Below are 25,904 nucleotides of genomic sequence, written 5' to 3' on the forward strand. Positions count from 1 at the left end.
TCCCCCTCAAGCGTTCGCTGCGGCGTGGATTGCCTCGCGGACCTGCTGGAAGGTCCCGCATCGGCAGATATTGGTGATGGCCTCGTTGATGTCCTGGTCGGTCGGTTTCGGCTTCTCCTTGAGAAGCGCCGCGACCGCCATGATCATGCCGCTCTGGCAATAGCCGCATTGCGGCACGTCGTTGGCGACCCAAGCCTCCTGCACCTTGTGCAGCGCGCCATTGCTGGCGAGGCCTTCGATCGTGGTGATCTGCTTGCCGGCGGCTTCGCTGACCGTGACGCCGCAGGAGCGCATCGCGACCCCGTCGACATGCACGGTGCAGGCGCCGCATTGTGCAATGCCGCATCCGTATTTGGTTCCGGTCAGTCCGACGTTCTCCCGGATTGCCCAAAGAAGCGGCGTGTCGTCTTCGACGTCCACGCTGATTGATTTGCCGTTGATTGTGAGATTTGCCATCGCGTATCCCCTGTTAGCTCAATCCACCGAGAGAGCTGCGGGCGGGAACATGGCCTGCGATTTGGAATAGTTCAAATCAAGAAAATGCGTTTGCACTCAGGATGAAAGCCGACCCGCCGGTGTTGCGTGGGCAATGTGCCCCGGCATGGCTGTCATGTCCGTTCTGCACCGACACCTGGCGCGCTATGGTTTGCCGGCTTTGAAGGCCTCGAGAATCTCGGCGCAGACGGGCCCCGAGCGGGTGCACCAGGCCTGCTGCGCCGCCGCCGCTCCCGTTCGCAGCGCTGCAACGATCGACGGCTCGGGATTCGAATCGATCGCGACGCCGTTCTGACGCATGCGTTGATAGTTCTCTTCCAGCCGGGTCGACAGCACGAGCCACAATTCGCTCTCGGTTTGACGGCTGGCGGCATCGACCGCGTCTCGCGTGTCCGGGCTCAAGCCGTCATAGGCCGCCTGATTGACGCTCGCGATTGAAAGCGGCAGCGAATAGGTGATTTCGCTGAAACAGGGCAAATACTCCCAAAGCTTGCGGCCGGCGCCGCCGTCTCCCGACGACAACACCGCGTTGATGCTGCCGTCGCCCAGTTTCGGCATCGTGTCCGCGAAACTGATCGATGCGGCCTTGGCGCCGACGCTCAGGAATACGTCGGTCGAGGTCCTGTCATAGGTGCGAATGGAAAGTCCGGCGAGGTCGGGCGGTGACGTCAGCGGCGTCTTCGACCAGATGCCTGATGGTGGCCAGGGCGTCAGATAAAGCAGCCGCAAGCCTTTCTTCTGCAGCGCCGCCGCAAGATGCGGCCGCGCGATGTCGGCAAGGCGTTTGGCCTCAGTGGTCGACGTCACCAGAAAGGGCAGCGAAGGTAGCGCAAAGATCGGGTCTTCGGCCTCGAGCGCGCCGGCAAAGGCATCGCCGGCCTGCACCCGGCCTTCCGCGATCGCGGCGAGCATGCCGGCCGATTTGATGCCGGCCTTGGCATCGAAACTCGGCCTGATCTCGAGTTTGCCCGCGCTGGATTCAGCGACATGTTTTGTGAAGGCCGCCAGGCCAACGCCCGGCATCGCATTCTCTGGATATTCCGTTGGCATGTTCCAGACGGTCTGGGCCTGAACGGCGGCCGGAAACAGCAACAGACACGCGCCGGCCAGCATACTGAGAAGTCGCAACTCGTCCTCCAAATCCATCGCGTCGGCCCGATCGCCGCCGGGCGATGGTCATTCACGTGGAGCACCCACGGTCAGCCGCAGGAAACTCATCACGCTGCCGAGCGCAGCAAAGCCGGCGCCGAGTGCCAATGCAAGCGTCGCGCCATCATGGCCGGCAAGGCCAAAACACAAGGCGGCCAGCGCGGCGCCGAGCGTCTGTCCGGTCAGGCGTGCGGTTGCGACAATGCTGCTTGCGCTTCCACTGCGGTGCGGCGGCGCGCTCGACATCAGCGCCCGCAAATTGGGCGTTTGGAAAAAACCGAATCCGATCCCGCAAACCACCATGCGCCAGACGATGTTGGCCGTGCTGGGGTCCGGTGGCAGCGTTGCCAGCAGCGCCATGCCGATGCCGAGCAGCACCAGTCCGAGGCCGCCGAGGATGCCGACGGGATAGCGGTCCGATAGCCGGCCGCCGATCGGCGCCATGATCGCCACCACCAGCGGCCAGGGCGTCATGAAGAAGCCGGTCTCCACCTGCGAACGATGCAGCACGTCCTCGAAGTAGAAAGGCAGCGAGACGAAGGCCAGTCCCTGCACCGCGAATGAGCACACCGACGTGGCCGCCGACAGCGCGAACATCGGCCGCCGGAACAGGTCGATCGGCAGCATCGGCGCCGGATGGTCTGCATCCCTGCGGGTCATTATCCAGCCGAGCAGCAAGGCGGCGCCGAGCTCCAGTCCGACCAGGGCAGGAGGCGCCTGATGCGCCGCGCTGCCGATGCCGACAATGAAGAGCCCAAGGCAGCTTGCGGTCAGCGCCGCGCTCGCAAAATCGAACGCGTGCTTTGCGCGCGGCGTTTTCGGCAAGGTCTTCAGGCCGATCAACATCGCGATCATGCCGAACGGAATGTTGATCGCGAACAGCCACGGCCACGTTGCGATTGAAAGAATTCCGGAGGCAATCGTCGGCCCGAACGTGAACGCCGTTCCGACCACCAGCGCGTTGTGGCCGAAGCCGCGGCCGAGCATGTGGGTCGGGTAGACGAAGCGGACCAGCGCCGCATTCACGCTCATGATGCCGCTGGCGCCCAACCCCTGCAGCGCGCGTGCCGCCGTCAGGCTGGGCAGCGACCACGCGAAGGCACAGCCGAGCGAGGCCAGCGTGAACAGCAGCAGGCCGCCGAGATAGATCCGCTGATGGCCGACGATTTCGCCGAGCGCGCCGAGCGGCAGTAGCGTCGCGACCAGCGCGATCTGGTAAATGTTGACCACCCAGACCACGTCGGCTGGGCTGACATGGAGGTCGGCGGCAATGGCGGGCAGCGCGATGTTGGCGATCGCCGTATCCAGCGAAGCCATCGCCAGCGCCGTAAAGATCGCGGCGACCGCCCAGCGCCGGAGTTCCGGGGGCAGGCCGTCGAGAGGCGCCGGGGCGGGCGGTTGTGCGGTTGTATCCAGTGACATCAGACAGGGCTCTCCACGCCGGGGGGGCGGTCGCGCCCACTGCGGCGTGTACTACGGACGCGGTACAAGCCACAGGCACAGCGCTGCATGATGCGTATGCGAAGGAACAGCGGCGCATCGGAAAAATGCGCTGTCCGCGCCATATCCGCGCGCCGACTTTCGGATAGCTTTCCGCGCGCGGCGCAATCGACTAGGGTTCGCGCATCGCGACCGCAATTCCATAAAAAGACGGTCACCGGCGAGGGAAACGCGTTGAACGGACAGACGAGCCGGCGCAGCGAGGTCATGCGTAGCGCCAGTGAGGGGCAGCGCGCGTGGGGCGGCTTGTGGGTCACGTCCCTGCTGGCGATCCTCGGCTTTCTCGTCATCTATCCGATCCTGATGCTGCTGCTCGGCGCGCTCACCGACACCAATCCGGTGGTCGAGGGCATCTCGCTCCGTCATCTCTCGGTCACCAACTTCCTCACCGTGCTGGCGAACCCGAATGTCGCGGAGGCGCTGGCGAACACGCTGATCGCCTGCGGTGGCGGCACGTTGATCGCGGTCGTGATTGGATTGTTGTTTTCCTGGATCGTCGTCCGCACCAATACGCCGTTCAAGGGGTTTATCGCGGCCGCCAGCATCCTGCCGCTGTTTGCGCCGCCACTGGTTGCCGGCGTCGCCTGGGCTATCTTGGGTTCGCCGAAGACCGGCCTGATCAACACCATGTTCAAATGGATCGGGCTGGACTGGCGCGTCGATTTCTATTCGATGTGGGGCCTGGTGTTCGTGTTCGGCATCTACTACGCGCCCTATGTCTACATGTTCACCGCTTCAGCGCTGCGCAACATGGATCCGAGCCTGGAAGAGGCCGCCGAGATTTCCGGCGCCAGCGCGGTTGCGACATTATTCACGGTAACGTTTCCGCTGATCATGCCGGCGATCGTCTCGGGCATGCTGCTGTCGTTCATCGTCATGCTCGGCATCTACGGCATTCCCGCGGTGCTGGGCGCGCCGACCAACCTTGCGGTGCTGACAACCTATATCTTCAGGCTCACCAACTGGTCGCCGCCGCTTTACAATACGGCCGCGGCGGTTGCGATCATCCTGATGGTCGTCACCGGCCTGCTCGTGTTCCTGCAGCAGAAGGTGCTGAGCGGCCGCAGCTACACCACCGTTGCCGGCAAGGCGTTCCGTCCGCGCAGCCTCGATCTCGGTCGCTGGCGCTGGCTTACCTTCGGCCTCGGCATCGCCTATCTGCTGGTCGTCGTGGTGCTGCCGTCGCTGGCGCTGATCGTCGCCGCTTTCCGCAAATTCATGTTCATCCGCGACGTCGCAAGCCTGTTTGACGCCAGGCAGTATTCCCTGATGCATTTTCACAGCATCTTCGACAATCCGCTGACCATGCGCTCGATCTATAATTCGGTCGAGGTCGGCATCACCACCGCGGTGGTCGGTGGCGCGCTCGCCTTTGCCATCGGCTACACCATTCACCGCACCCAGGTGACGGGCCGACGCTGGATCGACGTGATCTCGACCCTGCCAATCGCGATCCCCGGCCTGGTGGTCGGCGTCGCCTATCTCTGGGCGTGGATCGGCATTCCCGGTGGTCTCTACGGCACGATCTGGATCCTGGCGCTGGCGTTCATCGCGCGCTTCATGCCGGATACGGTCAAGTCGCTGTCGACCTCGTTCATGCAGATTCATCGCGAGCTCGAGGAGGCCGCCTGGGTCTGTGGCAAGGGCGTGCTCGGCACCATCAGGACAATCGTGCTGCCGCTGGCGCGGCCGGGCGTGATCGCCTCGATGACGCTGTTGTTCGTGCTGGCGATCCGCGAACTCGGATCGTCGCTGTTCCTCTACACCAGCGACACCATGGTGATGTCGGTGCTGCTGCTCGACTATTACGAAGGCGGAAACCTCGGAAAGACCGCCGCCTTCAGCCTGGTGCAAACCGTTCTGCTCGGCGTTCTCATCGGCGGCGCCAACTGGCTGTCGCGCGGAGCAACGCAGGGCAGTGTCGCCCGAACCGGATAACAAGACGAACGGGAGGATTGGCTATGACTGCAAGGATCCTGGGCAATATTGCCGCAATCGCCGGCATCGGTGCCCTGGCGCTGACATGGAGCGCGGCGGCACAGGCGCAGGAGTTCGGTTCGCGCGAATTGATTGCCGCCGCGAAGGCCGAAGGCAGACTGGTGTTCTACACCGCTAATTTCGCCGAGGTGGAACAGCAGGTCATCAAGGCCTTCAACAAGCGCTTCCCCGAAATCAAGGTCGAGATGGTGCGCGCGCCCGGCGGCCAGTTGATCACCCGCGTGAAGACCGAGGCCGCGGCCGGCAAATTGATCGCAGACGTGGTCGATCATTCCGACCGCGCGCTGATGCAGCCGATGGCGGACATGTTCCAGGACTACGCCCCGCCGAACGCGGCCGACTACAATCCGGACGCGCAGATCGCGCCCCAGCTCTGGCCGCGCGCCACGCTGGTTTGGTCGATCGCCTACAACACCGAGCTGGTCAAGAACCCGCCCAAGACCTGGATGGACCTCACCAAGCCCGAATACAACAAAATGACCGGACAGGTGATCGCCCCGTCGGGCGGCACTACGTGGACGCGGGTGATGTTCGAGCGTCAGGTACTCGGCGAGGATTATTGGGCCAAGCAGGCGGCGACCCGTCCGGTACTATATCCCTCGGGCGCGCCGATGTCGGATTCGCTGGTGCGTGGCGAAATCGCCATGGGGCCTTTGCTCTATAACGCGATCTATCCGAAGCAGAAGGACGGCGCGCCGATCCAGATCTTCTTTCCGCCGGAAGGTGCGCCGGTCAATCCCTATGCGTCGGGCATTCCAAAGACCGCTGCGCACCCCAATGCTGCAAAGCTGTTTCTCAACTGGTGCCTGTCGAAGGAGGGGCAGACCTTCATGATCAAGGAGCTCGGTAACCTCACATCGTTGAAAGTGCCGCCGGCCTATCCGGAAGGCTTCGATCCCAAAGTGGTCAAGGTCTGGTTTCCCAAGTTCGATGAGTATGTGAAGCTCCAGGCGGCCTGGGTCGCGGATTGGAACAAGACCTACGGCTACGCGCAATGATCGCCGGATCAGGGAAACGATCGAACCGATGACGGCAACCCTTGAAGTCACCGACCTGCGCAAGCAGTTTGCCATTGGTCGGCCGGCGATCGACGGCGTCAGCTTTGGCGTGCCGGCCGGCGAGATCGTGGTTCTGCTCGGCCCCTCCGGCTGCGGCAAGACCACGACGCTGCGCTGTGTCGCGGGGCTGGAGCATCCGACGTCCGGCGAGATCAGCATTGCCGGCAGGGTCGTCTCGTCGCCCGAGCGCGGGATCCTGGTGCCGCCGCGCGCGCGCAACCTTGGCATGGTGTTTCAGTCCTATGCGGTCTGGCCGCACATGACGGTGCGGCAGAACGTGGTCTATCCGCTAAAACACCGAAAGCTTTCGCGCAGCGACGCCCGCCGCAAGGTCGACGAGGCGCTCGAACTGGTCGGCCTGTCGGAATATGCCGAAAGGCCGGTGGTCGCCTTATCAGGCGGCCAGATGCAGCGCGTGGCGCTGGCGCGCAGCATCGTTTACCGGCCGCAACTGCTGCTGCTCGACGAGCCCTTGTCGAATCTCGACGCCAAGCTGCGCCTGCGGCTGCGCGACGATCTTCGCGTCATCCTCAAGCAGACCGGGATGACCGCGCTGTACGTCACCCATGACCAGGCAGAAGCCGTGGTGCTTGGCGACCGCATCGGCGTGATGCGCGACGGAAAATTGCTGCAGATGGATACGCCGGATGTGATCTATAACCGTCCGGCGGATTTGTTCGTCGCCAACTTCACCGGCGCGACCAACGAGCTCGCGGGCACGCTGGTCTCGCGCAGCGGCCAATTCGGCACAGTCGATTTCGGCGAGGGCAGGCAGGGCGAGGTCGCGCTGTTCCACGCGCTGGCGCCGGACGAGAAAGTGCGCGTGGCGCTGCGGCCGGAAAACATCGCGATCGGGCGGCAGGACTGCGCGAACACGTTTTCCGCCAAGGTCCTCGACCGCCGCTACCAGGGCACGCAGACGGCCTACGGCATCGAGTTGTTCGGCAAGCGGCTCGAGGTGATCGAGCTCGGTACCGCCGCGCGCCACCAGGTCGGTGTCGAGGCGCCGGTCTCGCTGCCGCGCGAATGCCTGTGGGCTTATCGCGACACCGGGCCGTCGGCTTACGAATAGCGGCGCCCCCTGAGATGCAGTTAATGCATCCTGAATGCGCTGAGGTCGATTCAATTTTAGCAATCTGGACCCCGGTGCCTTTACGCCCTTCCGGTATGTTGCCGGTGTATCGGGGGGAAATCATGCCGTTCGGGAGATTCAAGTCTGGCGCTGCGTCGATCTCCGATGCCGTCTATCTGGAAGTTATCGGCAATCTTTACGGGACCACGGTCCCTATCCTGATTGCCGGCGGTTGTCAGGCGATTGTCGGCGCGATCTCGGTCAGCGAGACCGGGGACCGCCTCTCCGCGGCGCTGACGATCGTCGGCGTTGTCGTCGCTGTCGTACGGCTGTTCGGCGTGCTCGCGTTCCGGAGCGAAACGCGCCGGAGGCCGCTGCGCGATCGGGCCGAGGCCATCGTCTGGGAGCGGCGCTACGCGGTGGGCAGCTTCACCACTGCGCTGATCATCGGGCTGTTTGCCGCCCGTAGCCTGTTCGTCGGAGACGCGATCTGCCTGGTGATGGCGGTCGGCATTGCCTTCGGCTTTAGCGCGGGGATCGTCGCGCGGCTGTCGCTGCGGCCCGTGGTGGCGCTCCTGGATTTTGCGGCCGTGGGTCTGCCCGCGGTCGTTGCGACCTTCATGAAGGCATGGGATACCCCGCATATTGCGTTAGGTTTCATGTTCCTGGTCTTTATCGCCGCCGGCGTCGAGATGGTTCGTTTGTCTTACGACAACACGTTGAACCAGATGTCGCTGAAGCGGAAGTTCGAACAGCTTGCGCGTATCGACCCCATGACCGGCCTGCTCAATCGGTCCGTGCTCGTCACTGACCTCGCGGAGATCGTCACGGGACACGGCGGCGCCCTGGCCGCGGTCCATGCCATCGACCTCGATCATTTCAAGACCGCCAATGACCGCTTTGGTCATCCGGTCGGAGACGCCCTGCTGCGGCAGGTGGCGGCAAGGTTGTCGTCGCTTGCCGGCCGATCCGATCTCGTCGTCCGTATGGGCGGCGACGAATTCATTGTGGTCCAGAGGGCGCCGCAGTCCCGCGGCGATGCCGAAGCCATGGCGCAGCGGATCTTCGAGACGATCAGCGCGCCCTATCGGGTCGGCGATCATGAGATCGTCATCGGGGCCAGCATCGGCATTGCCTTGTCGCCGGACCACGGCAGGACCGTCGAGGCGCTGCTCTCCCGGTCCGACGCGGCGTTGTATCGTGCGAAGGAGCGGCGCGGCGGCTACGTCTTCGCGGCCGAGCCGGCCCTCGCGGATGACGATCACAGCCGCCAGCGCGCCGCCTGACCTCATTCCCCCGTTCCGAGCCCGAGGCTGGCATAGATCCGCCGCGCATAGGCGCCGAACTCGTCGGTGGTCTTGATCGGCAGGTCGCGCGGGAAGGGCAGGTCGATCGGGAAGTATTCTGCCATCTTCGCAGGTCCGGACGTGAGCACCGCGCAGTGTGAGGCCAGGAACACGGCTTCCTGAATGCTGTGCGTCACGAACAGAATGGTCTTGCCGCTCTCGCGCCAGATCCGCAGCATTTCGAGGTTCATCTGTTCGCGGGTCAGCGCGTCGAGCGCGCCGAACGGCTCGTCCATCAGGATCAGTTTTGGATCGTGGATGAAGGCGCGTGCAATCGCCGTGCGCTGCTGCATGCCGCCGGACAATTGCTGCGGATATTTGTCTTCGTAACCGGAGAGGCCGACCAGGTTGAGCAGATCGCGGGCGCGGGTCCGTGCGGCCTTCATCGGCAGGCCGACGATTTCGGCCGGCAGCAGCACGTTGTCCAAAATGGTTCGCCACTTCAGCAAGAGTGCCTGCTGGAACACCATGCCGATATCGCGGGCCGGGTCGAACGGGGTTTTCGAATTGCCGATCTTGATGGTGCCACCGTCGGCGTCATGCAGGCCGGCCAAAATCTTCAGCACCGTGGTCTTGCCGCAGCCGGAGGGGCCGACGAGCGAAACCAGCTCGCCTTCCCTGACGTCCATGGTGACGTCGGAGACGGCGAGGAATTCCGCGCCCTTGGACCGATAGATCTTGCGGACGTTCTGCAGGCTGATGAAGGGCTCTTCGGCGCTCATGCCAGCCATTTCTGCAGGTTAGCCTTCACGAAGGCGTTGTCGGAAAGATCGGCATGCTCGCGGCAGACGCGATCGATCTGTTGCATCTGTCCGGGGCTGAGTCCCTCGGCGGGATCGAGGCACCACAGCCCCTGCATCAACCCTTGCCGCCGCAGGATTTCATGACAGCCGGCGATGCAGCCGTGAAAATTATTGGCGACATCGAAAAACGCGCTGTTGCAATCGGTCACACGGGCGTCGAGCGCCAGCAGGTCCGCCGGCAGGCTGTCCTTGCCGCGCGCGGCCTTGCACATCTCGAACTGCTTGATCGCGCTCGCGGTCCAGACCGACCAGTGCCCAAGGAGACCGCCCTTGAAGTATGCGCGAGTGGTGACACCCTTGTCGCGCAGGTCGAACGGCAGCATCAGATCGAGCAGGATGTGATCGTCATTGCCGGTATAGAGCGCGACGCGGTCGAGCGCGCCGGCCGCCGCCACCCCGCGCAGGACGTCGAGCGTCCGGTAGCGGTTGAACGGCGCGATCTTGATGGCGATGACGTTGTCGATGGACGCGAAGCGGCGCCAGAAATCGGCGCTGAGGATGACGCCGCCGACCGCCGGCTGCAGATAGAAGCCGACCAGCGGGATCTCGCGCGCCACCGCCTCGCAGTGGGCGATGATCTCGTCTTCGGATGCCGATTTCATCGCGGCAAGGCTGAGCAGGCCGGCGTGGTAGCCGATGCCGCGTGCCGTTTGCGCCTCCGCCGTGGCTTGCCCGGTCGGACCGGCGAGCCCCGCGACCATCGCGATCGGTCGCTTGGTCCATGAAGCCGCGGTTTCCGCCGCCAGCTCCAGCACCGGCCGGTACAGCCCGACGTCGCGGATCGCGAATTGCGTGGTGTGGACGCCAACGGCCAATCCGCCAGCGCCGGCATCGAGGTAATAGCGCGTCAGCGCCCGCTGATGCCTGATGTCGAGCTTGCGGTTGGCGTCGAGCGCGAGCGGATGCGCGGGGAGTACCGTGCCGTCGGCGATCAACTTCCGAATGTCAGCTCTGATTTCGCTATGATGCATGACGGTACTTCCTATCCAAATTCCGGGCCGGCCACGGCGAACGGCGGCTGCGCGGGGGAAATGGCTGCCGGGCCAAAGCACATGCGCTGAAACGGCCGCTCGATGTTCCAGCCCGATGCGACGAGGCCGCTCAAAAATTCTTCCTGAGAATGGACGGCGTCGATCAGCCACGGCCCCGTCTCGGAGCGGACGATGGCATCCACCAGCGCGAGCGCCTGATCGGCGCGATCGGCCAGCAGCGGGCCGATATGCCGCGCGGTGCGTCCGTCGCGGACGAGGGCCACGGTGCGATCGTCAGACACGATGCGCGAGCCCGGGCGCGCGGAAAATTCCGACAGCAATGTGCTGCGGTCAAAGCCCATGGCGCTGGCATCGCGTGCGGCCAAGGCGTCGAGGTGACCCGCCGATAGTGACCGAGACGCCCCAGCGCCTTGCGGCTTCGTTAGCCGCAACCGTCTCAATTGCAGCGTCGGCGTGAAGCCGAGCGGACCGTAGACGGTGGCGCCGGCGGGGGTCGCGTCCAGCCAGGTCGTGAGACCGCGCTCAGCCGCCACGTTGAGACAGGCATCGACGAGTTTCGTCGCAATGCCGCGGCGGCGAAAATCCGCGGTGACCAGCACCATGCTGATCCAGGCATTGCCGGCCGAGTAGCGCAGCAGCGCGGCGGTCGCTACCAGCCGCGCGCCGTCCCGCATGCCGAACACAACGCCCTGGCTCAGGAAGAACCGCCAGTCGGCCTCGTTCTGGTTCCAGCCCGCTTCGGTCGACAGCACGAGCCCGGCCTGCGCGTCGCCGACGCCGAGCTCGATGATGTCGATCGGCTCAGTAGCGGCCATCACGCACCTCGTATTTGGTGGGCTTGCCGAGGCTCGGCATTGATCGCGACACCCAGTCTGCGGTCCACCTGATCAGTTGTTCGGTATCGACGATCGGCAGGCCGAACAGCTTTACTGCCTGCGAGGTATCGGTCAGCCAGGCCGTCGGCTCTTCCTTGCCAACGATCACGGGCGCGCGGCCGAAACGCTGGCCGAATTTTGTAGCGAGATCGCGCACGGCGAGGATCTCGTGGCCGCTGACATTGATCGGTGAGGTCGGCGTCTCGCAATGCGCCAGACACCGCAGCGCCTGCGCGGATGCGTCGCCCTGCCAGATGAAATTGACATGGCCGAGGCTGACGTCGATTGGCTTGCCCTGCAACACCTTGCTGGCGATGTCGTGCAGCACGCCGTAGCGCATGTCGATCGCGTAGTTGAGCCGGAACAGCCGTCCGGCCGTCGAATGCTTTTTCGAAAAGTATTCGAACATGCGCTCGCGCCCGACGCAGGACTGCGCGTATTCGCCGGGCGGGTTGGGCGCCATGTCTTCGTCGGAGCCTTTGCCATCGACCGGCACGAACGGATAGACGCAGCCGGTCGAGAACGCGACGATGCGCGACCCCGCAAACGCCTGCGCGACCAGGGCAGGGACGTGCGAGTTCATCGCCCAGGTCAGCGACAAATCACCCTCGGCGCCAAACTTGCGGCCGGCCATGAACACGATATTTGGAATCTTCGGCAGCGCCTTGATGGCGGCCTCGTCGAGCAGGTCGCAATTGATGGTCTCGACGCCGCGCGCCTGCAGCCAGTCCTTGACGGCGGGATCGCTAAAGCGGGCGACGCCGATCACGCGGCGTTCGGGCACCGCGGCCTTGGCAAGGCCCGCCAATGTCGGCCCCATCTTGCCGGCAACGCCCAAAATCATGATGTCGCCGTCGACTTTGCGGAGATCGTCGATCAGCGCCTGGCTCGGGCGGCATAGCAGGTCGTCGAGCGCTGCGATATCCGAGATCGTCTGCGGCAGGCTTTCGCGCGTGAGCAGCATGTTTCTTCCCTGTCTTCTTATTGCAGCCGGATGTCGCGGACGACGAACATCCGCTCCAACCCGAGCACAAGCCCGTACAGCGCTACGCCCAGCAATGTCAGGAGCACGACGGCCATCACCATTGCCGGCGTATCGAGCGAGGACTGCACCTGGATCATGAGATAGCCGAGCCCGCGCTCGGAGGCGATGAACTCGCCGACGATGGCGCCGGCCACCGCCAGGATCGCACCGACCTTCATTCCGGAAAACACGTAAGGCAGCGCGCCCGGCAACTGGATCTTTCGGAACAGCGTCCAGCGCGAGCCGCGCAGCGATTTTACGAGATCGAGCAAATCAGGTTCGACTTCGCTCAGCCCGCGGGCGGTGGTGAGCAAAATCGGGAAGAAGCAGATCGAAAACGCGATCAGGATGTTCGGGAATATCCCGTAGGAGAACCAGACGATGAAAAGGGGCCCAAGCGCCACCTTCGGAATCATGTTCAGCGTCACGAACAGCGGCAGCAGCAACAGGCTGATCAGCGGTGACCAGGTAAACATCACCGCCAGCATGACGCCGACCAGCGCGCCGAGGCAGAACCCGCCGAGGATTTCGGCCGCCGTCACCGCGAGATTGGAAAGCCAGGCATAGTTGGGCGATGCCAGCGTCTTGATGGTTGCGAGCGGCGAGGGCAGGATGAATTTCGGCACCTGGAAGGCGTCGACCAGCACCTGCCACAGCACGATCACAGCCAGATGCACGATCAGAATGATCGCAAAAGACCGTGCCGATCCGCCGTCACCGCTGAACACCATGCACTCTCCTGGCCACGCGCCCGGTTGCCGGCCGTGTGGCGACAATCTATCGCGGCCACTTTCACTAATCAACCATCTGGTTGATTACGGCCGCAGCGAATGCATCACCAGATCGACCACGTGCCTGCGGCGGGCCTGCCGGGCGGACCGGCTCGACAGGTCCTTGCCGAAGATCGCCGACAGCGTCGGCGTGTTCGAAAAGTAGAAATAGCTGAGGCCTGCAATCGAGATGTAGAGGTGTACCGGGTTGATACCCTTGCGGAATATGCCGGCTTTGACGCCCTGGCCGAGGATGGTCGAAACCAGGCTGACCAGCGGGGAATGCATCGCTTCCAGCTTGCGCGAGCCGCGCACATGGCGGGCGCCGCCGCGGTTTTCGTCGTTCAGCAGCACGATGAAGTCGGGATGCGCGGCGAGGTGGTCGAAGGAGCTCTCGATCAGCTTCTTGATCGCCTGCTCAGGCGGCAATCCCTCGAGGTTGAGCTTGCGCTCCTGGGCGCGGATTTCCTCATAGACCCATTCCAGCACCGCCAGATACAGCGCGTCCTTGTCGCCGAAATAGTGATAGACGAGCTGCTTGTTGACGCCCGCCCGCGCGGCGATCTCGTCGACCCGGGCTCCGGCAAGGCCGCTGTCGGCGAATTCGCGCCGCGCCGCCGTCAGCAGTTTCCTGCGGGTTGCGGCCGGATCGCGCCGCTGCGGCTTTAAGTCATCAGATCGTTTTTTGGGCATTTCCAACCAAATAGTTGACAAGTCGTCTGGTCCTTGTTGCATTGGTAGCGTCACCGGCGTGCGGCGACAAGATCGGTTGCAAAACGAGGAGGGTTGCCATGAAGGGGTTGCGAATTACGGGACTGGCGCTTGCGCTGGCCCTACCGGCTGCGCCCTGTGCGGCCGCCGAGGCTGTCAACCTGATCCTGAACTGGACGCCGACGGCGGATCATTCGCCGTTCTATTACGCCAAGGCGCAGGGCTGGTACGAAAAGGCCGGCATCGACCTGACGATCGAGGTCGGCAAGGGCTCCGGCGTCTCCTCGCTGAAGGTCGGCTCCGGCGGCTCGCCGTTCGGCATCGCCGATCTCGCGACCATGCTGGTGGCCAAGAGCAAGGGCGCCGACGTGGTGGCGCTGATGAGCATCTACGCCAATACCGGCCAGACCTTCTACTGGCTGAAGAGTTATGGCGTGAACGGGCCAAAGGATTTTCCGAACCACAAGATCGGCAATCCGCCCGGCGATGCCTCGCGGGTCATGTGGCCGGCCTTTGCCAAGGCCGCCGGCATCGCGCCTGACTCGGTAAGCTTCGTCAATGTCGGGCCGACCGCCAAGATCGCGGCCCTGAAGGCCCATACGGTGGATATCATCAGCGATTTCTACAATGAGCACGATCTCAAGGCGATCGAGTTCGGCGCCGATCTCGGCTACGTCAACTGGAAGGACATCGGGCTCAATCCCTACGGCAACTCGCTGATCGTCAACGGCGCGTTTCTGGAGAAGAACCCGAAGCTGGTCGAGGAATTCGTCAAGATCAGCCAGAAGGCCTACGCCGCCTGCGTCGCCGACGTCGAGCCGTGCCTCAAGGCGCTGCTCGACCAGGCTTCCGGCCACGACAAGGAAAACCAGCAGCGCCAGTGGGAGCGCATCAAGTTCCTGATGACGGACGAGTTCACTACGACCAGGGCGCTGGGCTGGATCGACGCCGAGCGCATGAAGAAGGACTACGAGCTGGTGCAGACCTATCTCGGCATGGAAAAGCCGTTCGACGTGAACACGGCGTTCTCGGTCAAGATGCTGGATACGAACGTGAAGATGGATGCCAGCAAGGTGAAGAAGTGACGGTTGGATCGCGATCTCTCCCCCGTCATTGCGAGTGCAGCGACTTGTCCGCCGAAGCCTTGGCGAAGGCGGAAGCAATCCATTTCTCCGCTTCCTGAGATGTGGATTGCTTCGTCGCTCCTCTCCTCGCAATGACGTGAGGAGAGAATCTGCCCTCGTCACTGCAGCGCCATGGCTGAGGTCCACGATGGCCTTGAACAGGTGATGCGGAGTGAATCATGCTTGCAGGACAGCTTGCGACGATCGTCGCCGCCGCGTTCGCCGGGGCCGCCTTCTACGTCAACTTCGCCGAGCAGCCGGCGCGTCTTGGTCTTGATGACCGAGCCCTCCTCAAGCAGTGGAAACCAAGCTACGACCGCGGCTTTCAGATGCAGGCGAGTGGGGCAGTGATTTCGGGCGCGCTCGGCCTGATTGCTGCCTGGGCGACCGGGGATTGGCGCTGGACCGTCGGCGCGGTGCTCATTCTCGCCAACTGGCCGTATACGCTGTTGGGCATCATGCCGACCAACAACGCATTGAAGGCGATTGCCGAGGAGGGCGCCGGTCCGCAGTCACGCGCGCTGATCGTGAAGTGGGGAGGCCTGCACGCGGTCAGAACGGCTCTCGGGATCGCGGCGACGCTGGCCTACCTGTGGGCGCTCAATTAGCGAGTGGATCGCCGTGCCCTGCAGGCCGCGTCACTGCAGCGCCATGCCCGAGGTCGCGATTACCTTCGTCAGTTTCTCGTAGTCCGCCTTCATCAGCGCAGTGAGCTCCGCGAGCGGCATCGGCTTGCCCGGGATATTTGCGATCGCGAGTTGGCGCTGCACGTCCGGATTCTGCAGCGCCTTGTTGATGCCGTCGTTGATCTTCGCGACGACGGCGTCCGGCGTGCCCGCCTGAACGTAGATGCCATACCAGGGCACGTAAGTAGCTTCCGGAAATCCCGCTTCCGCAATCGTCGGCACGTCGGGCAGGTCGGCGACACGTTTGTCCGTCATCACGGCAAGCGGCTTCACGCTGCCGGCCTTGATGTGCGGCAACGCCAGTTCGAGCGAGACGATTTCGAAATGCATCAGATTCGTCATCAGGTCGATCAGGGCCTGCGGCTGGCCCTTATAACCGACATTGGTGAGCTTGATGTCGGCCGCCTGAAACAGCTTTTGCGCGCTCAGGTCGATCGAGGAGCCGGTGCCGGGATTTCCGAAGTTCAATTCTCCCGGCTTCTTGCGCGCGATCTCGACGAATTCCTTGATGGTGCTGGCCGGCATCGACGGATGGACCAGCGCCACGCTTTGGTTCCAGACCGCAAGGCCGACGCATCTGAGATCCCTGAGCGCGTCCCAGCCGGCGTCCTTGTAGAGCGTCGGATTGACCAGCGCCGCCGGGCCGGTGACGAGCCAGGTGTAGCCATCCGGTTCGCTGCGTGCGACCGCTGATGTGCCGATATTACTGTTGCCGCCCGGCCTTGCTTCGATGACGACCGTTTGTTTCCAGTCACGGCCGACCTGTTCGGTCACAGCGCGGGCGACCATGTCGACGATGCCGCCGGCGGGGTAGGGCACGATGATGCGGATCGGGCGGTTTGGGTAATTGCTCTGCGCCTGCGCGGTATTGGCGAACAGCATGGCCGCGCCCAAGGCAAAACCCACGGCAAGGCCCAGCGCGGTTTTGATCCGGCTCATCTTCCTTCCCCATATGTCGCGCACCGGTCGAGCGATGCGCCTTGCCCCTCTGTCGGGGGTATTCAGTCGTTGGCTACCAGCGAGCTGATGCTGCGCGCCAGGCCCAGCATGCGTGGCGCGCATTCGCGTTCGATTTGTTCGGCGTTGAAACGAAACGACGGGATACCGCAATTGACGGCAAGGCAGTCGCCCGAGGCGGTGCGGTACAGCGGCGCGGCGACGCCAAAAATCTCGCGCCGCCATTCGCCGAGCGAGATCGCAAAGCCGCGCTCCTTGCAAAGCTCGACATCGGGCAGCGTCCGCGCCTGCACATAGTCGGCTTCCTCCGGACGCTCGGCCTTCACATCAGCCACATAGGCGTCGAGTTCTTCCCTGGTGAACAGCGACAGCAAAGCGCGGCCGACGGCGGTGGGCGCCAGCGAGCTGGCAAAGCCGACATCGGGCAAATGCGTCACGGCATCGGTGGTGCGCAGCGTTTCGACATAGATGAAGTCGAGCCCGAACGGCATCGCGATTGAAACCGTGCCACCGGTATAGGACGCGAAGTCACGCATCAGCGGCCGCGCCAGTTGCCGGACTTTTAGCGCCGACAACACCGGATAGGCGGCGGCCAGAATCCCGAGGCCGAGCTGGAAGCGTCCCTTGGCGTCGCGCTTGAGATAGCCAAGCTGCGCCAGCGTGTAGGTCAGCCGCGACACCGTCGGCCGCGACAGGCCGGTATGCAGCGCGAGATCGGCATTCGACAGCGAGCCAGTGCGGTTGCGGAAAGCCGCCAGCACGTCGAGCCCATGCGCCAGCGTGGTCGCGAAGGAGGGGTCGGCGTGGTCCTCCGGTGCCTTGGCACTGGAAGAGGGACCGATGGTTGAGATCGCTGCCATGATCAAAGATTGGTCAAAATCCGGAACTATGTCAATATATCGAAATGAATTTGCAAGTCGTGTCGATATACGCTTAGGTTCCGCCCAAAATACGGGAGGCGACATGGATTTCGATCTTTCCGGTCGATCGGAAGCATGGCTGGAGAAGCTGCAGACCTTCTTCGACCACGAAGTGCTGCCGCGCCATCGCGCCTGGCTTGGGCACGTCGCCAGGGGCGAGGCCGCCCCCTTCATGGGCGACCTTCAAAGCAAGGCGCGGGCAGCAGGGCTGTGGAATCTCGGCCTTCCCGAGCTGGCCGATGACGAGCCCGGCACCCGGCTTTCCAATCTCGAATATGCGCCGCTGGCGGAAATCATGGGCCGGCTGTTCTGGGCGCCAGAAGTCTTCAACTGTCAGGCGCCCGACGTGCCCAACATGATCGCGCTGCAGGATTGCGCCACTCCTGAGCAGAAGGCGCGCTGGCTGCAGCCGCTGCTGGAGGCCAAAACCCGCTCGGCGTTCGGCATGACCGAACCCGACGTGGCCTCCTCCGATGCCACCAACATCGCCACGCGCATGGTCCGCGACGGCGACGACTACGTCATCAACGGACGGAAATGGTTCATCACCGGCGCCGCGCATCCGCGGTGCAGTTTTCTGATCGTGATGGGCGTGACCGATTCCGGTGCCGACCGCACCGGCCGCCATTCCTGCATCATCGTGCCGATGGAGACACCGGGCGTTCGTCTGGTGCGGCGGCTGCGTTGGATGGGCTGCGAAGATCATGTCGCCCCGATCGGCGAGCTTGCCTTCGATAACGTTCGCGTGCCTCGCGCGAACCTGCTCGGCGCTGAGGGCGAAGGATTCAAGGTAGCGCAGATTCGCTTGGGGCCGGCGCGCATCCATCATTGTATGCGCTCGATCGGGCTGTGCGAACTCTTGATCGAACTGATGATGGTGCGCTCGTCAGAGCGCTCCGCCTTCGGGCGCACTGTGATCCAGTACGACACCGTGCAGCGCTGGATCGCCGAATCCCGCGTCGAGCTCGAACAGGCGCGGTTGCTCGCCTATCGCTGCGCGTGGCGGCTCGATCAGGCCGGCCATCAGGACGCGTGGCGCGACGTCTCGCTGATCAAGGTCGCGGTGCCGGCGATGCTGCAGCGGATCGCCGACCGCGCCATGCAGGTGTTCGGCGCGATGGGCGGTTCCGACGATACGCCGATCCATCAGGCGCTGGCCTGGGGCCGCCTGTTGCGGATCGGCGACGGCCCTGATGAGGTGCATCTGCGGCAGATCTTTCGTATGGAGCCGATGCCGTCCTGGTCGATTGCAAACTCGCCGTATCTCGCCGCACATCCGTCCTGAGCGGTGTTAAGACGGCACGTCTCGTAATTCCTTGAAAGGCGTCTTCGGATGACGATTACCGATCAACCCCGGGCTTCGCAGAACGCTTCGATCGACAAGGAGCGGCTGCGCCAGAAATATCTCGAGGAGCGCAACAAGCGGCTGCGTCCCGATGGCAACGACCAGTATCTGCGCGTCGCGGGACAGCTCGCGCATTATCTTGACGATCCCTATACGCCGGTCACCCCGCGCGATCCGAAGACCGACCACGTCACCTTCGCCTTCATCGGAGGCGGCTTTGCTGGCCTCGCCACCGCCGCGCGCTTGTCGGAAGCCGGCATCAGGGATGTCCGCATCATCGAAAAGGGCGGTGACTTCGGTGGCACCTGGTACTGGAACCGGTATCCGGGCGCGCAATGCGATACCGCGTCGATGGTCTACATGCCGCTGCTCGAAGAAACCGGCCACATGCCGTCCGAGAAATATGCGCATGCGCCGGAAATCCTCGCGCACTGCCAGCGCATCGGAAAGCAATATGGCCTGTACGACAACGCACTGTTTCACACCGAGGTCGTAAGCCTCGACTGGGACGAAGCACAATCGCGCTGGACCATCCGCACCAATCGCGGCGATGCCTTCACCGCGCAATTCGTCGGCATGGGCACCGGGCCGCTGCATGTGCCAAAGCTTCCCGGCATCGAAGGCATCGAGTTCTTCAAGGGGCACTCGTTCCACACCAGCCGTTGGGATTACGACTACACCGGCGGTAGCCCGTCGGGCGCGCTGATGGAGAAGTTGAAGGACAAGCGCGTCGGCATCATCGGCACCGGCGCCACCTCCGTGCAGTGCGTGCCGTATCTCGCGCGCGCTTGCAAGGAGCTCTACGTCTTCCAGCGCACGCCGTCGTCCGTCGACGTCAGAGCCAATGCGCCGATCGATCCCGAATGGTTTTCGCAGATCGCTTTGCCCGGCTGGCAACAGCGCTGGCTGGAGAATTTTACCGCCAACCAGGCCGGCGGCTCCGCGGAAGAAGATCTGGTGCAGGACGGCTGGACTGATTTGTCGCGGCGCATCCGCGCAAAAATTATGGATCTGCCGCGCGAGCAGCGCACCCCGCCAAACATGCTGGCGGCGTTCGAGGATTCCGATTTTGAGAAGATGGAGGAAATCCGGGCGAGGGTCGATGCGATCGTCAGCGACCGCGAAACGGCGGCGAAACTAAAAGCCTGGTATCGCCAGCTCTGCAAGCGGCCGTGCTTCCATGACGCCTATCTGCAGGCCTTCAACACGCCGGGCACGCATCTGGTCGATACCGACGGCAAGGGCGTCGAGCGGATCACCGAGAACGGCGTCGTCGTTGCCGGCAAGGAATACCAGCTCGACTGCATCATCTACGCCTCCGGGTTCGAGGTCGGCACCGAATACAAGCGGCGCGCCGGCTTCGATCTGGCCGGCCGTGGCGGCGTCAGGCTATCGGAGCATTGGGGCACCGGCATGCGCACCAAGCACGGCATCCACGTCCACGGCTTTCCGAACGCGTTCTTGGTTCAGCCGACGCAGGGCGCCAATCTGATCTCCAACGTGCCGCATAACCTGACGGAGTCCGCGAAGACGATTGCGCTGATGGTGCGGCATGCGCAAGCGAACGGTTACAAGGAAGTCGAAGTGACAAAAGAAGCCGAGGATCGCTGGGTCGAGCTGCTGCTGACCGGCGCGGGCCGCATGATCGGCTCGCCCGACTGCACGCCGGGCTACTACAACAATGAAGGTCGCGAGCCGGGGCCGGCGGCCAAGCTCAATGTCGGCCACCCGGCGGGACCGATGGCCTATTTCAAATATATCGATGGGTGGCGTAGCAGCGGCCAGTTCGAGGGGCTGCAGTTCCGCTGACGTCAGTTCCGATTTTGTTTGCGCAAGGGAGTACTCAACAATGAGCCAACCAGCCACGACGGAAACCCCGAAAGAGGCCTCCGCTTCCGTCATCGCGCAGCATGCGGCGACGCTGAAGGCGCTGCCGTTCTCTGACATCAGGGATTTCGATGACGCCGCACGCGGCTTTCTCGGCAGCGTGGAGAACGCGAAGATCACCTCGCCGCAGGGCAGGACGGTCTGGAGTCTGGAGCCCTACGGCTTCCTGTCAGCGGAACAAGCGCCGCCGACCGTCGACCCCAGCCTGTGGCGGCAATCGCGGCTCAACATGCATCACGGCCTGTTCGAGGTGGTGCCCGGCGTCTATCAGGTGCGCGGGCTCGACATCGCCAACATGACGCTGATCGAGGGCGAGCGTGGCGTCATCGTGGTGGATACGCTGACCTCGATCGAGGGCGCGCGGGCCGCGATGGAGCTCTACTTCCAGCACCGGGGAAAACGGCCGGTCAGCGCCGTCATCTTCACCCACACCCATACCGACCATTGGGGCGGCGCGCGCGGCGTGCTCGATGACGAAACGCTCGCGAGCGGCAAGGTTCCGATCATTGCGCCCAACCTGTTCATGGAACACGCGGTTTCCGAGAACATCATCGCCGGCCCGGCGATGCTGCGCCGGGCGATGTACCAGTTCGGACCTTTGCTGGCCAAAGGCGTGCGCGGGCAGGTCGATTGCGGGCTTGGCAAGACCATGGCGGCTGGCGCGGTCGCGCTGCTGCGCCCCACTGATCTGATCATCGCAACCGGTGACACCAGAACCATCGACGGCGTGGAATTCGAATTCCAGATGGCGCCGAACAGCGAAGCGCCGGCGGAAATGCATTTCTTCATCCCGCGCTACAAGCTTTTGAACCTCGCGGAGAACTGCACGCATAATTTCCACAATCTGCTGCCGTTCCGCGGCGCCGACGTGCGCGACGCGCTGGCGTGGTCAAAATATCTCGGCGAAGCCCTGCAGATGTGGGGCGGCAAGGCGGACGCGATGTGCGGCCAGCATCATTGGCCGGTGTGGGGACAGGAGCGGATCGACACCATGATCCGCCAGCAGCGCGATCTCTACAAATTCTCGCATGACCAGACCATCCGCCTGATGAACCACGGGCTCACCGCAACCGAAATCGCGGAAACCATCCGCTTGCCGGCGAGCCTTGAGGGCGCCTGGCACGGCCGGGGCTATTACGGCCATATCCGCCACAATGTGAAGGCGATCTACCAGAAATATCTCGGCTGGTACGACGCCAATCCGGTCAATCTCGATCCGCTGCCGCCGGTCGAGTCGGGCAAGAAATATGTCGAATACATGGGAGGCGCGGATGCGATCCTGGCGCGCGCGGCCAAGGATTTCGCCAACGGCGAATTCCGCTTCGTGGCGCAGGCCCTCAGCCATCTGGTCTTCGCCGAGCCCGACAACCAGGCGGCGCGCGCGATGCTCGCCGATACGTTCGAGCAGCTCGGCTATGCCTCGGAAAGTTCGACCTGGCGCAACGCCTATTTGTTCGGCGCGCAGGAATTGCGACAGGGCATGCCCAAGGTGCCGCCGCGTTCGACGATGCCGCGCGAAACGCTGGCGGCGCTGCGCACCGAACAGCTATGGGACGTGCTCGGCGTGCGCCTCAATGGCCCCAAGGCCGAAGGCAAGCGTATCGTGCTGAACTGGAATTTCACCGACACGAACGAGACATTCATCCTCAATCTCGAAAATTCCGCGCTGACCTATGCTGCCGGAGCGCAAGCGTCCGATGCCGACGCCGGCTTCACGCTGCCGCGCGGCGTGCTCGACGAGGTGATCGCCAAGCTGACGACGTTCCCGGAAGCGGTCGGTGCCGGCAAGATCAAGGTCGTCGGCGATCCGCTGCGGCTCGCCGAGTTGATGATGTTGATGGATGAATTCCCACGAATGTTCGAGATCGTCGAACCGAAACGGACGGCGGTGAGTTGAGTGACGTGTAGAACGCGTAGGGTGGGCAAAGCGAAGCGTGCCCACCATTGTTTCGCGTCGAGGATAGATGGTGGGCACGGCGCAAGTGCGCCTTTGCCCACCCTACGGTCGCGCAATGACGGCGACCTTTGTCACACTACTCCGCGCTGCTCACCAGCTTGATCCGCGGCTCGGCTTTTTCCATCAGGCTGCGATAGGCGGCGAGATAATCGAGCGCCATGCGACGCGCGGTGAAGCGGGCTTCGAACTGCTTGCGGATGGCGGCGCGGTCCAGCGTGGCAAGACGGTCGACCACGGCAACGGCGCTGGTTTCGTCTTCCACGACGAAGCCGGTGAGACCGGGATCGATGATCTCCGGGACCGACCCGCGGTTGTAGGCAAGCACGGGTGTGCCGCAGGCCATGGCTTCGATCATCACAAGCCCGAACGGCTCCGGCCAGTCGATCGGCACCAGAAGGCCGATTGCGCCGCTGAGGAAACCGGGTTTCTCGCGATCACCGATCTCGCCGATAAATTCGACCAGCGGATTGGCCTTGATCAGCGGCGAGATGACCTCGTCGTAGTATTCCTGGTCGGCGCGATCGACCTTGGCCGCGATCTTGAGCGGAATGCCGCAACGGACGGCGATGCGGATGGCGCGATCCACGCCCTTTTCCGGCGCGATCCGCCCCAGCACGGCGAGATAAGACGGCTGCACCGGCTGCGGCGTCAGCAAATTCTCCGGCAATCCATGGAGAATGGTACGCACCCAGTTGGCCTGCGGCACCGGCCGCCGCTGCGCGTTGGAGATCGAGACCACCGGAACCTTGGAGAAGGTATTGAAGACCGGCTGATGCTCCGGCAGGTCGAGCCTGCCATGCAGGGTGGTCAGGAACGGCGTCGGCTGCCGGTAGAACAGCGAGAATGGATAGTAGTCGAGATGAAAGTGGAGAAAATCGAACTCTTCATCGTCGCATTTCTGCCGCACGCGCTCCAGCATCACCATATGTAGTGCATTGGGATCCCGCACCGAGCCGTCAAGGCGCAGCGCTTTCGGCCACGTCGCGTCCAGTTTCGCGGAGGTGTGCGAATCGCCGCTGGCAAACAGCGTGACGTCATGTCCGAGTGCCACAAGTTCCTCGGTAAGCCAGTGCACCACCCGCTCGGTGCCGCCGTACAATTTGGGGGGGACAGCCTCTGTCAGCGGGGCGACCTGCGCGATGCGCATATTTACGTCTCCTGGTTGGAATGTTGGTTGAACAAAGCCCTCAGCCCACGGTCGACACCGGCGTGCCAGTAACGGGAACGTTCCCGCATCTGCGAAGTTCCTTAGATCAGCACATCTTGCTTCCTCCACACGGCTGTCTTGCTGATGCCATCTGACACGAACAGATTTAAGGCCGTCTCGATGCTGCAAAATTGTTGCGCGGTGATGGCCACATGCGCGGAAACCCGAAGCGGCATTCTTCACGTCATCGTGTGCGATACGCGGTAGGGATTCTCGTTCACTCTCAACAGGTTTGCGGAACTCATGGATAATCTCTCAGGCTATGTGCGGCATCCGTTTTCATTCGTTCTGCGCTATATGCGCCGGCGACGTGCGGCGCATGTGATCATTGTGTCTGCTGTCGTGGCAGCAGTTGCCTGCTCGGTGGGCACGCAGTACGGCGTGAAGAACCTGGTCGACAGCCTGACAGCCGGTTCGTCGCACGCCAACGGCGTATGGCTGGCATTCGGTTTTCTCATGATGCTGATTGCGGCAGACAATCTCTTGTGGCGGGTCGCGAGCTGGACCGCGAGCTTCACCTTCGTCGGCGTCACCGGCGATCTCCGCCGCGATATGTTCCGCCATCTGACCGGTCATGCCCCCAGCTATTTCTCAGATCGTCTGCCGGGAATGCTGACCAGCCGTATTACGGCGACATCCAACGCAGTGTTTACCGTCGAGAACATGTTCGTTTGGAACGTGCTGCCGCCGTGCATCGCGACCATTTCGGCAATTCTTCTGATCGGAACGGTCAGCCTGGCGATGTCCGCGGGGCTGATCGTGATCGCGGGTATCATGCTGATGGCGATGTTCCGCCTCGCTGCGGCGGGCAAGCCGCTGCATGACGAATTTGCCGACAAGGCGGCTGCGGTGGACGGCGAGATGGTGGATGTCATCAGCAACCTGCCGCTGGTCCGCGCCTTCTGCGGCCTGAGCTACGAACATGACCGCTTTGACGCCACCGTCGAGCGGGAACTCGACGCCCGGGGCCGCAGCCTGCGCTATCTCGAGAAGCTTCGGCTGCTTCACGCCGTCGTGACAATCATACTGACCATCGCGCTGCTAGCGTGGTCCATCACGCTCTGGCAGCAAGGCGCGGCGTCCACCGGCGACGTGGTGCTGGTCTGCACGCTCGGGCTTTCGATCCTGAGCGCGACGCGTGACCTTGCGGTGGCGCTGGTCGACGTCACCCAGCACATTGCCCGCCTGACCGAAGCGGTCGCGACGCTGTTGCTGCCGCACGAATTGAAGGATCATCCCGAGGCCGAGCCGCTGATCCGCAGCGGAGCCGCCGTCTCCTTCAACAACGTCGCGTTCCACTATCCCGGCGGCGCACAGGTGTTCGACAAGTTCTCGTTGCGCATTCAGCCGGGACAACGGGTCGGACTGGTCGGGCATTCCGGCGGCGGAAAATCCAGTTTGTTCGCGTTGCTGCAGCGGTTCTACGACATCCAGCGCGGCAGCGTCACGATCGACGGCCAGGACATTTCGCGGGTGACACAGCAAAGCCTGCGCGAGGCGATCTCGGTGGTGCCGCAGGACATCTCGCTATTCCACCGCTCGATCATGGAAAACATCCGCTATGGACGGCCGAACGCGACCGATGACGAGGTGCTGCGCGCGGCGATCGCGGCGCGCTGTGATTTCATCGAGAATCTTCCCGAGGGCATGGATACCATGGTCGGCGATCGCGGCATCAAGGTCTCCGGCGGCCAGCGGCAGCGCATCGCCATCGCGCGGGCTTTCCTGAAGGACGCGCCGATCCTGTTGCTGGATGAAGCGACCGCGGCGCTCGACAGCGATTCCGAGGAGGCGATCCGAGAGGCCTTGTCACGGCTGATGCGCGGGCGCACGGTGATTGCCATCGCCCATCGTCTCGCCACGTTGCGCAATTTCGACCGCGTGGTGGTGCTGCAGGGCGGCCGGATCATCGAGGACGGTCCGCCGGATATCCTCGTGCAGGGAAGGGGCCCTTACCGGGAATTGGTCGCGCGCGAAATGGGCCGGCTCGCCAGTCATGCGGCGTGATCGTCGCCAGTAGCGTTTGCG

General features: G+C 63.5%; 22 protein-coding genes. 10 read left to right on the forward strand and 12 right to left on the reverse strand.

The features are described from left to right. Positions 1–6: 6 nt before the first annotated feature. The 3 genes from ACPPVP_RS13350 to ACPPVP_RS13360 all read right to left on the reverse strand — a co-directional run bounded on the left by ACPPVP_RS13350 (position 7) and on the right by ACPPVP_RS13360 (position 3,066). The gene (locus ACPPVP_RS13350) at positions 7–456 is read right to left on the reverse strand and encodes a (2Fe-2S)-binding protein (protein WP_426534875.1); all 450 of its coding nucleotides are present in this window, start codon (positions 454–456) and stop codon (positions 7–9) included. Positions 457–639: 183 nt separating this feature from the next. Continuing rightward, positions 640–1,623: a TRAP transporter substrate-binding protein gene (locus tag ACPPVP_RS13355; RefSeq protein ID WP_426534877.1), complete on the reverse strand. Its 984-nt coding sequence runs from the start codon at positions 1,621–1,623 to the stop codon at positions 640–642. Positions 1,624–1,671: 48 nt separating this feature from the next. Further along, positions 1,672–3,066 (reverse strand): MFS transporter, encoded by a 1,395-nt coding sequence (locus tag ACPPVP_RS13360; protein ID WP_426534879.1) that lies wholly within the window; start codon positions 3,064–3,066, stop codon positions 1,672–1,674. Positions 3,067–3,351: 285 nt separating this feature from the next. Between ACPPVP_RS13360 and ACPPVP_RS13365 the strand changes: the two genes are divergently transcribed. The 4 genes from ACPPVP_RS13365 to ACPPVP_RS13380 all read left to right on the forward strand — a co-directional run bounded on the left by ACPPVP_RS13365 (position 3,352) and on the right by ACPPVP_RS13380 (position 8,558). After that, a complete protein-coding gene (locus ACPPVP_RS13365; protein ID WP_426534881.1) occupies positions 3,352–5,082 on the forward strand; it encodes an ABC transporter permease in 1,731 nt (576 codons plus the stop codon). A gap of 23 nt (positions 5,083–5,105) precedes the next feature. Next, positions 5,106–6,140 (forward strand): ABC transporter substrate-binding protein, encoded by a 1,035-nt coding sequence (locus ACPPVP_RS13370; protein WP_426534883.1) that lies wholly within the window; start codon positions 5,106–5,108, stop codon positions 6,138–6,140. Between the two features lie 28 nt (positions 6,141–6,168). Continuing rightward, positions 6,169–7,272: an ABC transporter ATP-binding protein gene (locus tag ACPPVP_RS13375; RefSeq protein WP_426534885.1), complete on the forward strand. Its 1,104-nt coding sequence runs from the start codon at positions 6,169–6,171 to the stop codon at positions 7,270–7,272. Between the two features lie 122 nt (positions 7,273–7,394). Beyond that, positions 7,395–8,558, forward strand: a complete 1,164-nt coding sequence (locus ACPPVP_RS13380) for a diguanylate cyclase domain-containing protein (RefSeq protein ID WP_426534887.1) — start codon at positions 7,395–7,397, stop codon at positions 8,556–8,558. 2 nt (positions 8,559–8,560) lie between these two features. Here the strand turns inward: ACPPVP_RS13380 and ACPPVP_RS13385 are convergent, their stop codons facing one another. The 6 genes from ACPPVP_RS13385 to ACPPVP_RS13410 all read right to left on the reverse strand — a co-directional run bounded on the left by ACPPVP_RS13385 (position 8,561) and on the right by ACPPVP_RS13410 (position 13,775). Next, positions 8,561–9,349: an ABC transporter ATP-binding protein gene (locus tag ACPPVP_RS13385; RefSeq protein ID WP_426534889.1), complete on the reverse strand. Its 789-nt coding sequence runs from the start codon at positions 9,347–9,349 to the stop codon at positions 8,561–8,563. Further along, on the reverse strand, positions 9,337–10,392 hold the full coding sequence (locus tag ACPPVP_RS13390; RefSeq protein ID WP_426534891.1) for a dihydrodipicolinate synthase family protein: 1,056 nt from the start codon (positions 10,390–10,392) through the stop codon (positions 9,337–9,339). Before ACPPVP_RS13390 ends, ACPPVP_RS13385 begins: the two co-directional genes overlap by 13 nt. An 11-nt stretch (positions 10,393–10,403) precedes the next feature. Then, positions 10,404–11,228 (reverse strand): GNAT family N-acetyltransferase, encoded by an 825-nt coding sequence (locus tag ACPPVP_RS13395; RefSeq protein ID WP_426534893.1) that lies wholly within the window; start codon positions 11,226–11,228, stop codon positions 10,404–10,406. After that, a complete protein-coding gene (locus tag ACPPVP_RS13400; protein WP_426534895.1) occupies positions 11,215–12,252 on the reverse strand; it encodes an NAD-dependent epimerase/dehydratase family protein in 1,038 nt (345 codons plus the stop codon). The genes ACPPVP_RS13395 and ACPPVP_RS13400 overlap by 14 nt, the downstream gene beginning before the upstream one ends. Before the next feature lie 17 nt (positions 12,253–12,269). Next, entirely contained in the window at positions 12,270–13,043 is a 774-nt protein-coding gene (locus ACPPVP_RS13405) for an ABC transporter permease (RefSeq protein ID WP_426534897.1), read from the reverse strand. Between the two features lie 84 nt (positions 13,044–13,127). After that, positions 13,128–13,775, reverse strand: coding sequence for a TetR family transcriptional regulator (locus ACPPVP_RS13410; RefSeq protein ID WP_426534899.1), 648 nt, complete (start codon positions 13,773–13,775; stop codon positions 13,128–13,130). 98 nt (positions 13,776–13,873) lie between these two features. Here ACPPVP_RS13410 and ACPPVP_RS13415 point away from each other — a divergent pair, with 98 nt between their 5' ends. Both ACPPVP_RS13415 and ACPPVP_RS13420 read left to right on the forward strand, forming a co-directional pair. Next, a complete protein-coding gene (locus ACPPVP_RS13415) occupies positions 13,874–14,878 on the forward strand; it encodes an ABC transporter substrate-binding protein (RefSeq protein WP_426534901.1) in 1,005 nt (334 codons plus the stop codon). Positions 14,879–15,096: 218 nt separating this feature from the next. Further along, positions 15,097–15,525 (forward strand): DUF1772 domain-containing protein, encoded by a 429-nt coding sequence (locus tag ACPPVP_RS13420; RefSeq protein WP_426534903.1) that lies wholly within the window; start codon positions 15,097–15,099, stop codon positions 15,523–15,525. A 30-nt stretch (positions 15,526–15,555) separates the two neighbouring features. Here ACPPVP_RS13420 and ACPPVP_RS13425 read toward each other — a convergent pair whose 3' ends face one another. Continuing rightward, on the reverse strand, positions 15,556–16,542 hold the full coding sequence (locus ACPPVP_RS13425) for a Bug family tripartite tricarboxylate transporter substrate binding protein (protein WP_426534905.1): 987 nt from the start codon (positions 16,540–16,542) through the stop codon (positions 15,556–15,558). A 62-nt stretch (positions 16,543–16,604) separates the two neighbouring features. After that, a complete protein-coding gene (locus tag ACPPVP_RS13430) occupies positions 16,605–17,420 on the reverse strand; it encodes an IclR family transcriptional regulator (RefSeq protein WP_426534907.1) in 816 nt (271 codons plus the stop codon). Between the two features lie 103 nt (positions 17,421–17,523). On the opposite strand from ACPPVP_RS13430, the gene ACPPVP_RS13435 reads away from it, so the two are divergent. Genes ACPPVP_RS13435 through ACPPVP_RS13445 form a run of 3 tightly spaced genes read left to right on the forward strand, consistent with a single transcriptional unit; the run spans position 17,524 to position 22,609 of the window. After that, entirely contained in the window at positions 17,524–18,765 is a 1,242-nt protein-coding gene (locus ACPPVP_RS13435) for an acyl-CoA dehydrogenase family protein (RefSeq protein WP_426534909.1), read from the forward strand. Between the two features lie 48 nt (positions 18,766–18,813). Then, positions 18,814–20,634, forward strand: a complete 1,821-nt coding sequence (locus ACPPVP_RS13440) for a flavin-containing monooxygenase (protein WP_426534911.1) — start codon at positions 18,814–18,816, stop codon at positions 20,632–20,634. Between the two features lie 40 nt (positions 20,635–20,674). Beyond that, the gene (locus ACPPVP_RS13445) at positions 20,675–22,609 is read left to right on the forward strand and encodes an alkyl/aryl-sulfatase (protein ID WP_426534913.1); all 1,935 of its coding nucleotides are present in this window, start codon (positions 20,675–20,677) and stop codon (positions 22,607–22,609) included. Between the two features lie 136 nt (positions 22,610–22,745). Here ACPPVP_RS13445 and ACPPVP_RS13450 read toward each other — a convergent pair whose 3' ends face one another. Further along, positions 22,746–23,816 carry a glycosyltransferase family 4 protein gene (locus ACPPVP_RS13450; RefSeq protein ID WP_426534915.1) on the reverse strand — a complete coding sequence of 357 codons (1,071 nt, stop codon included), beginning with the start codon at positions 23,814–23,816 and terminating at the stop codon, positions 22,746–22,748. 303 nt (positions 23,817–24,119) lie between these two features. On the opposite strand from ACPPVP_RS13450, the gene ACPPVP_RS13455 reads away from it, so the two are divergent. Next, positions 24,120–25,883, forward strand: coding sequence for an ABC transporter ATP-binding protein (locus ACPPVP_RS13455; protein ID WP_426534917.1), 1,764 nt, complete (start codon positions 24,120–24,122; stop codon positions 25,881–25,883). The last annotated feature ends 21 nt before the right edge of the window (positions 25,884–25,904 follow it).

It is taken from the genome of Bradyrhizobium sp. McL0615 (assembly GCF_049993905.1).
In the GTDB taxonomy this organism is placed as follows: Bacteria; Pseudomonadota; Alphaproteobacteria; order Rhizobiales; family Xanthobacteraceae; genus Bradyrhizobium.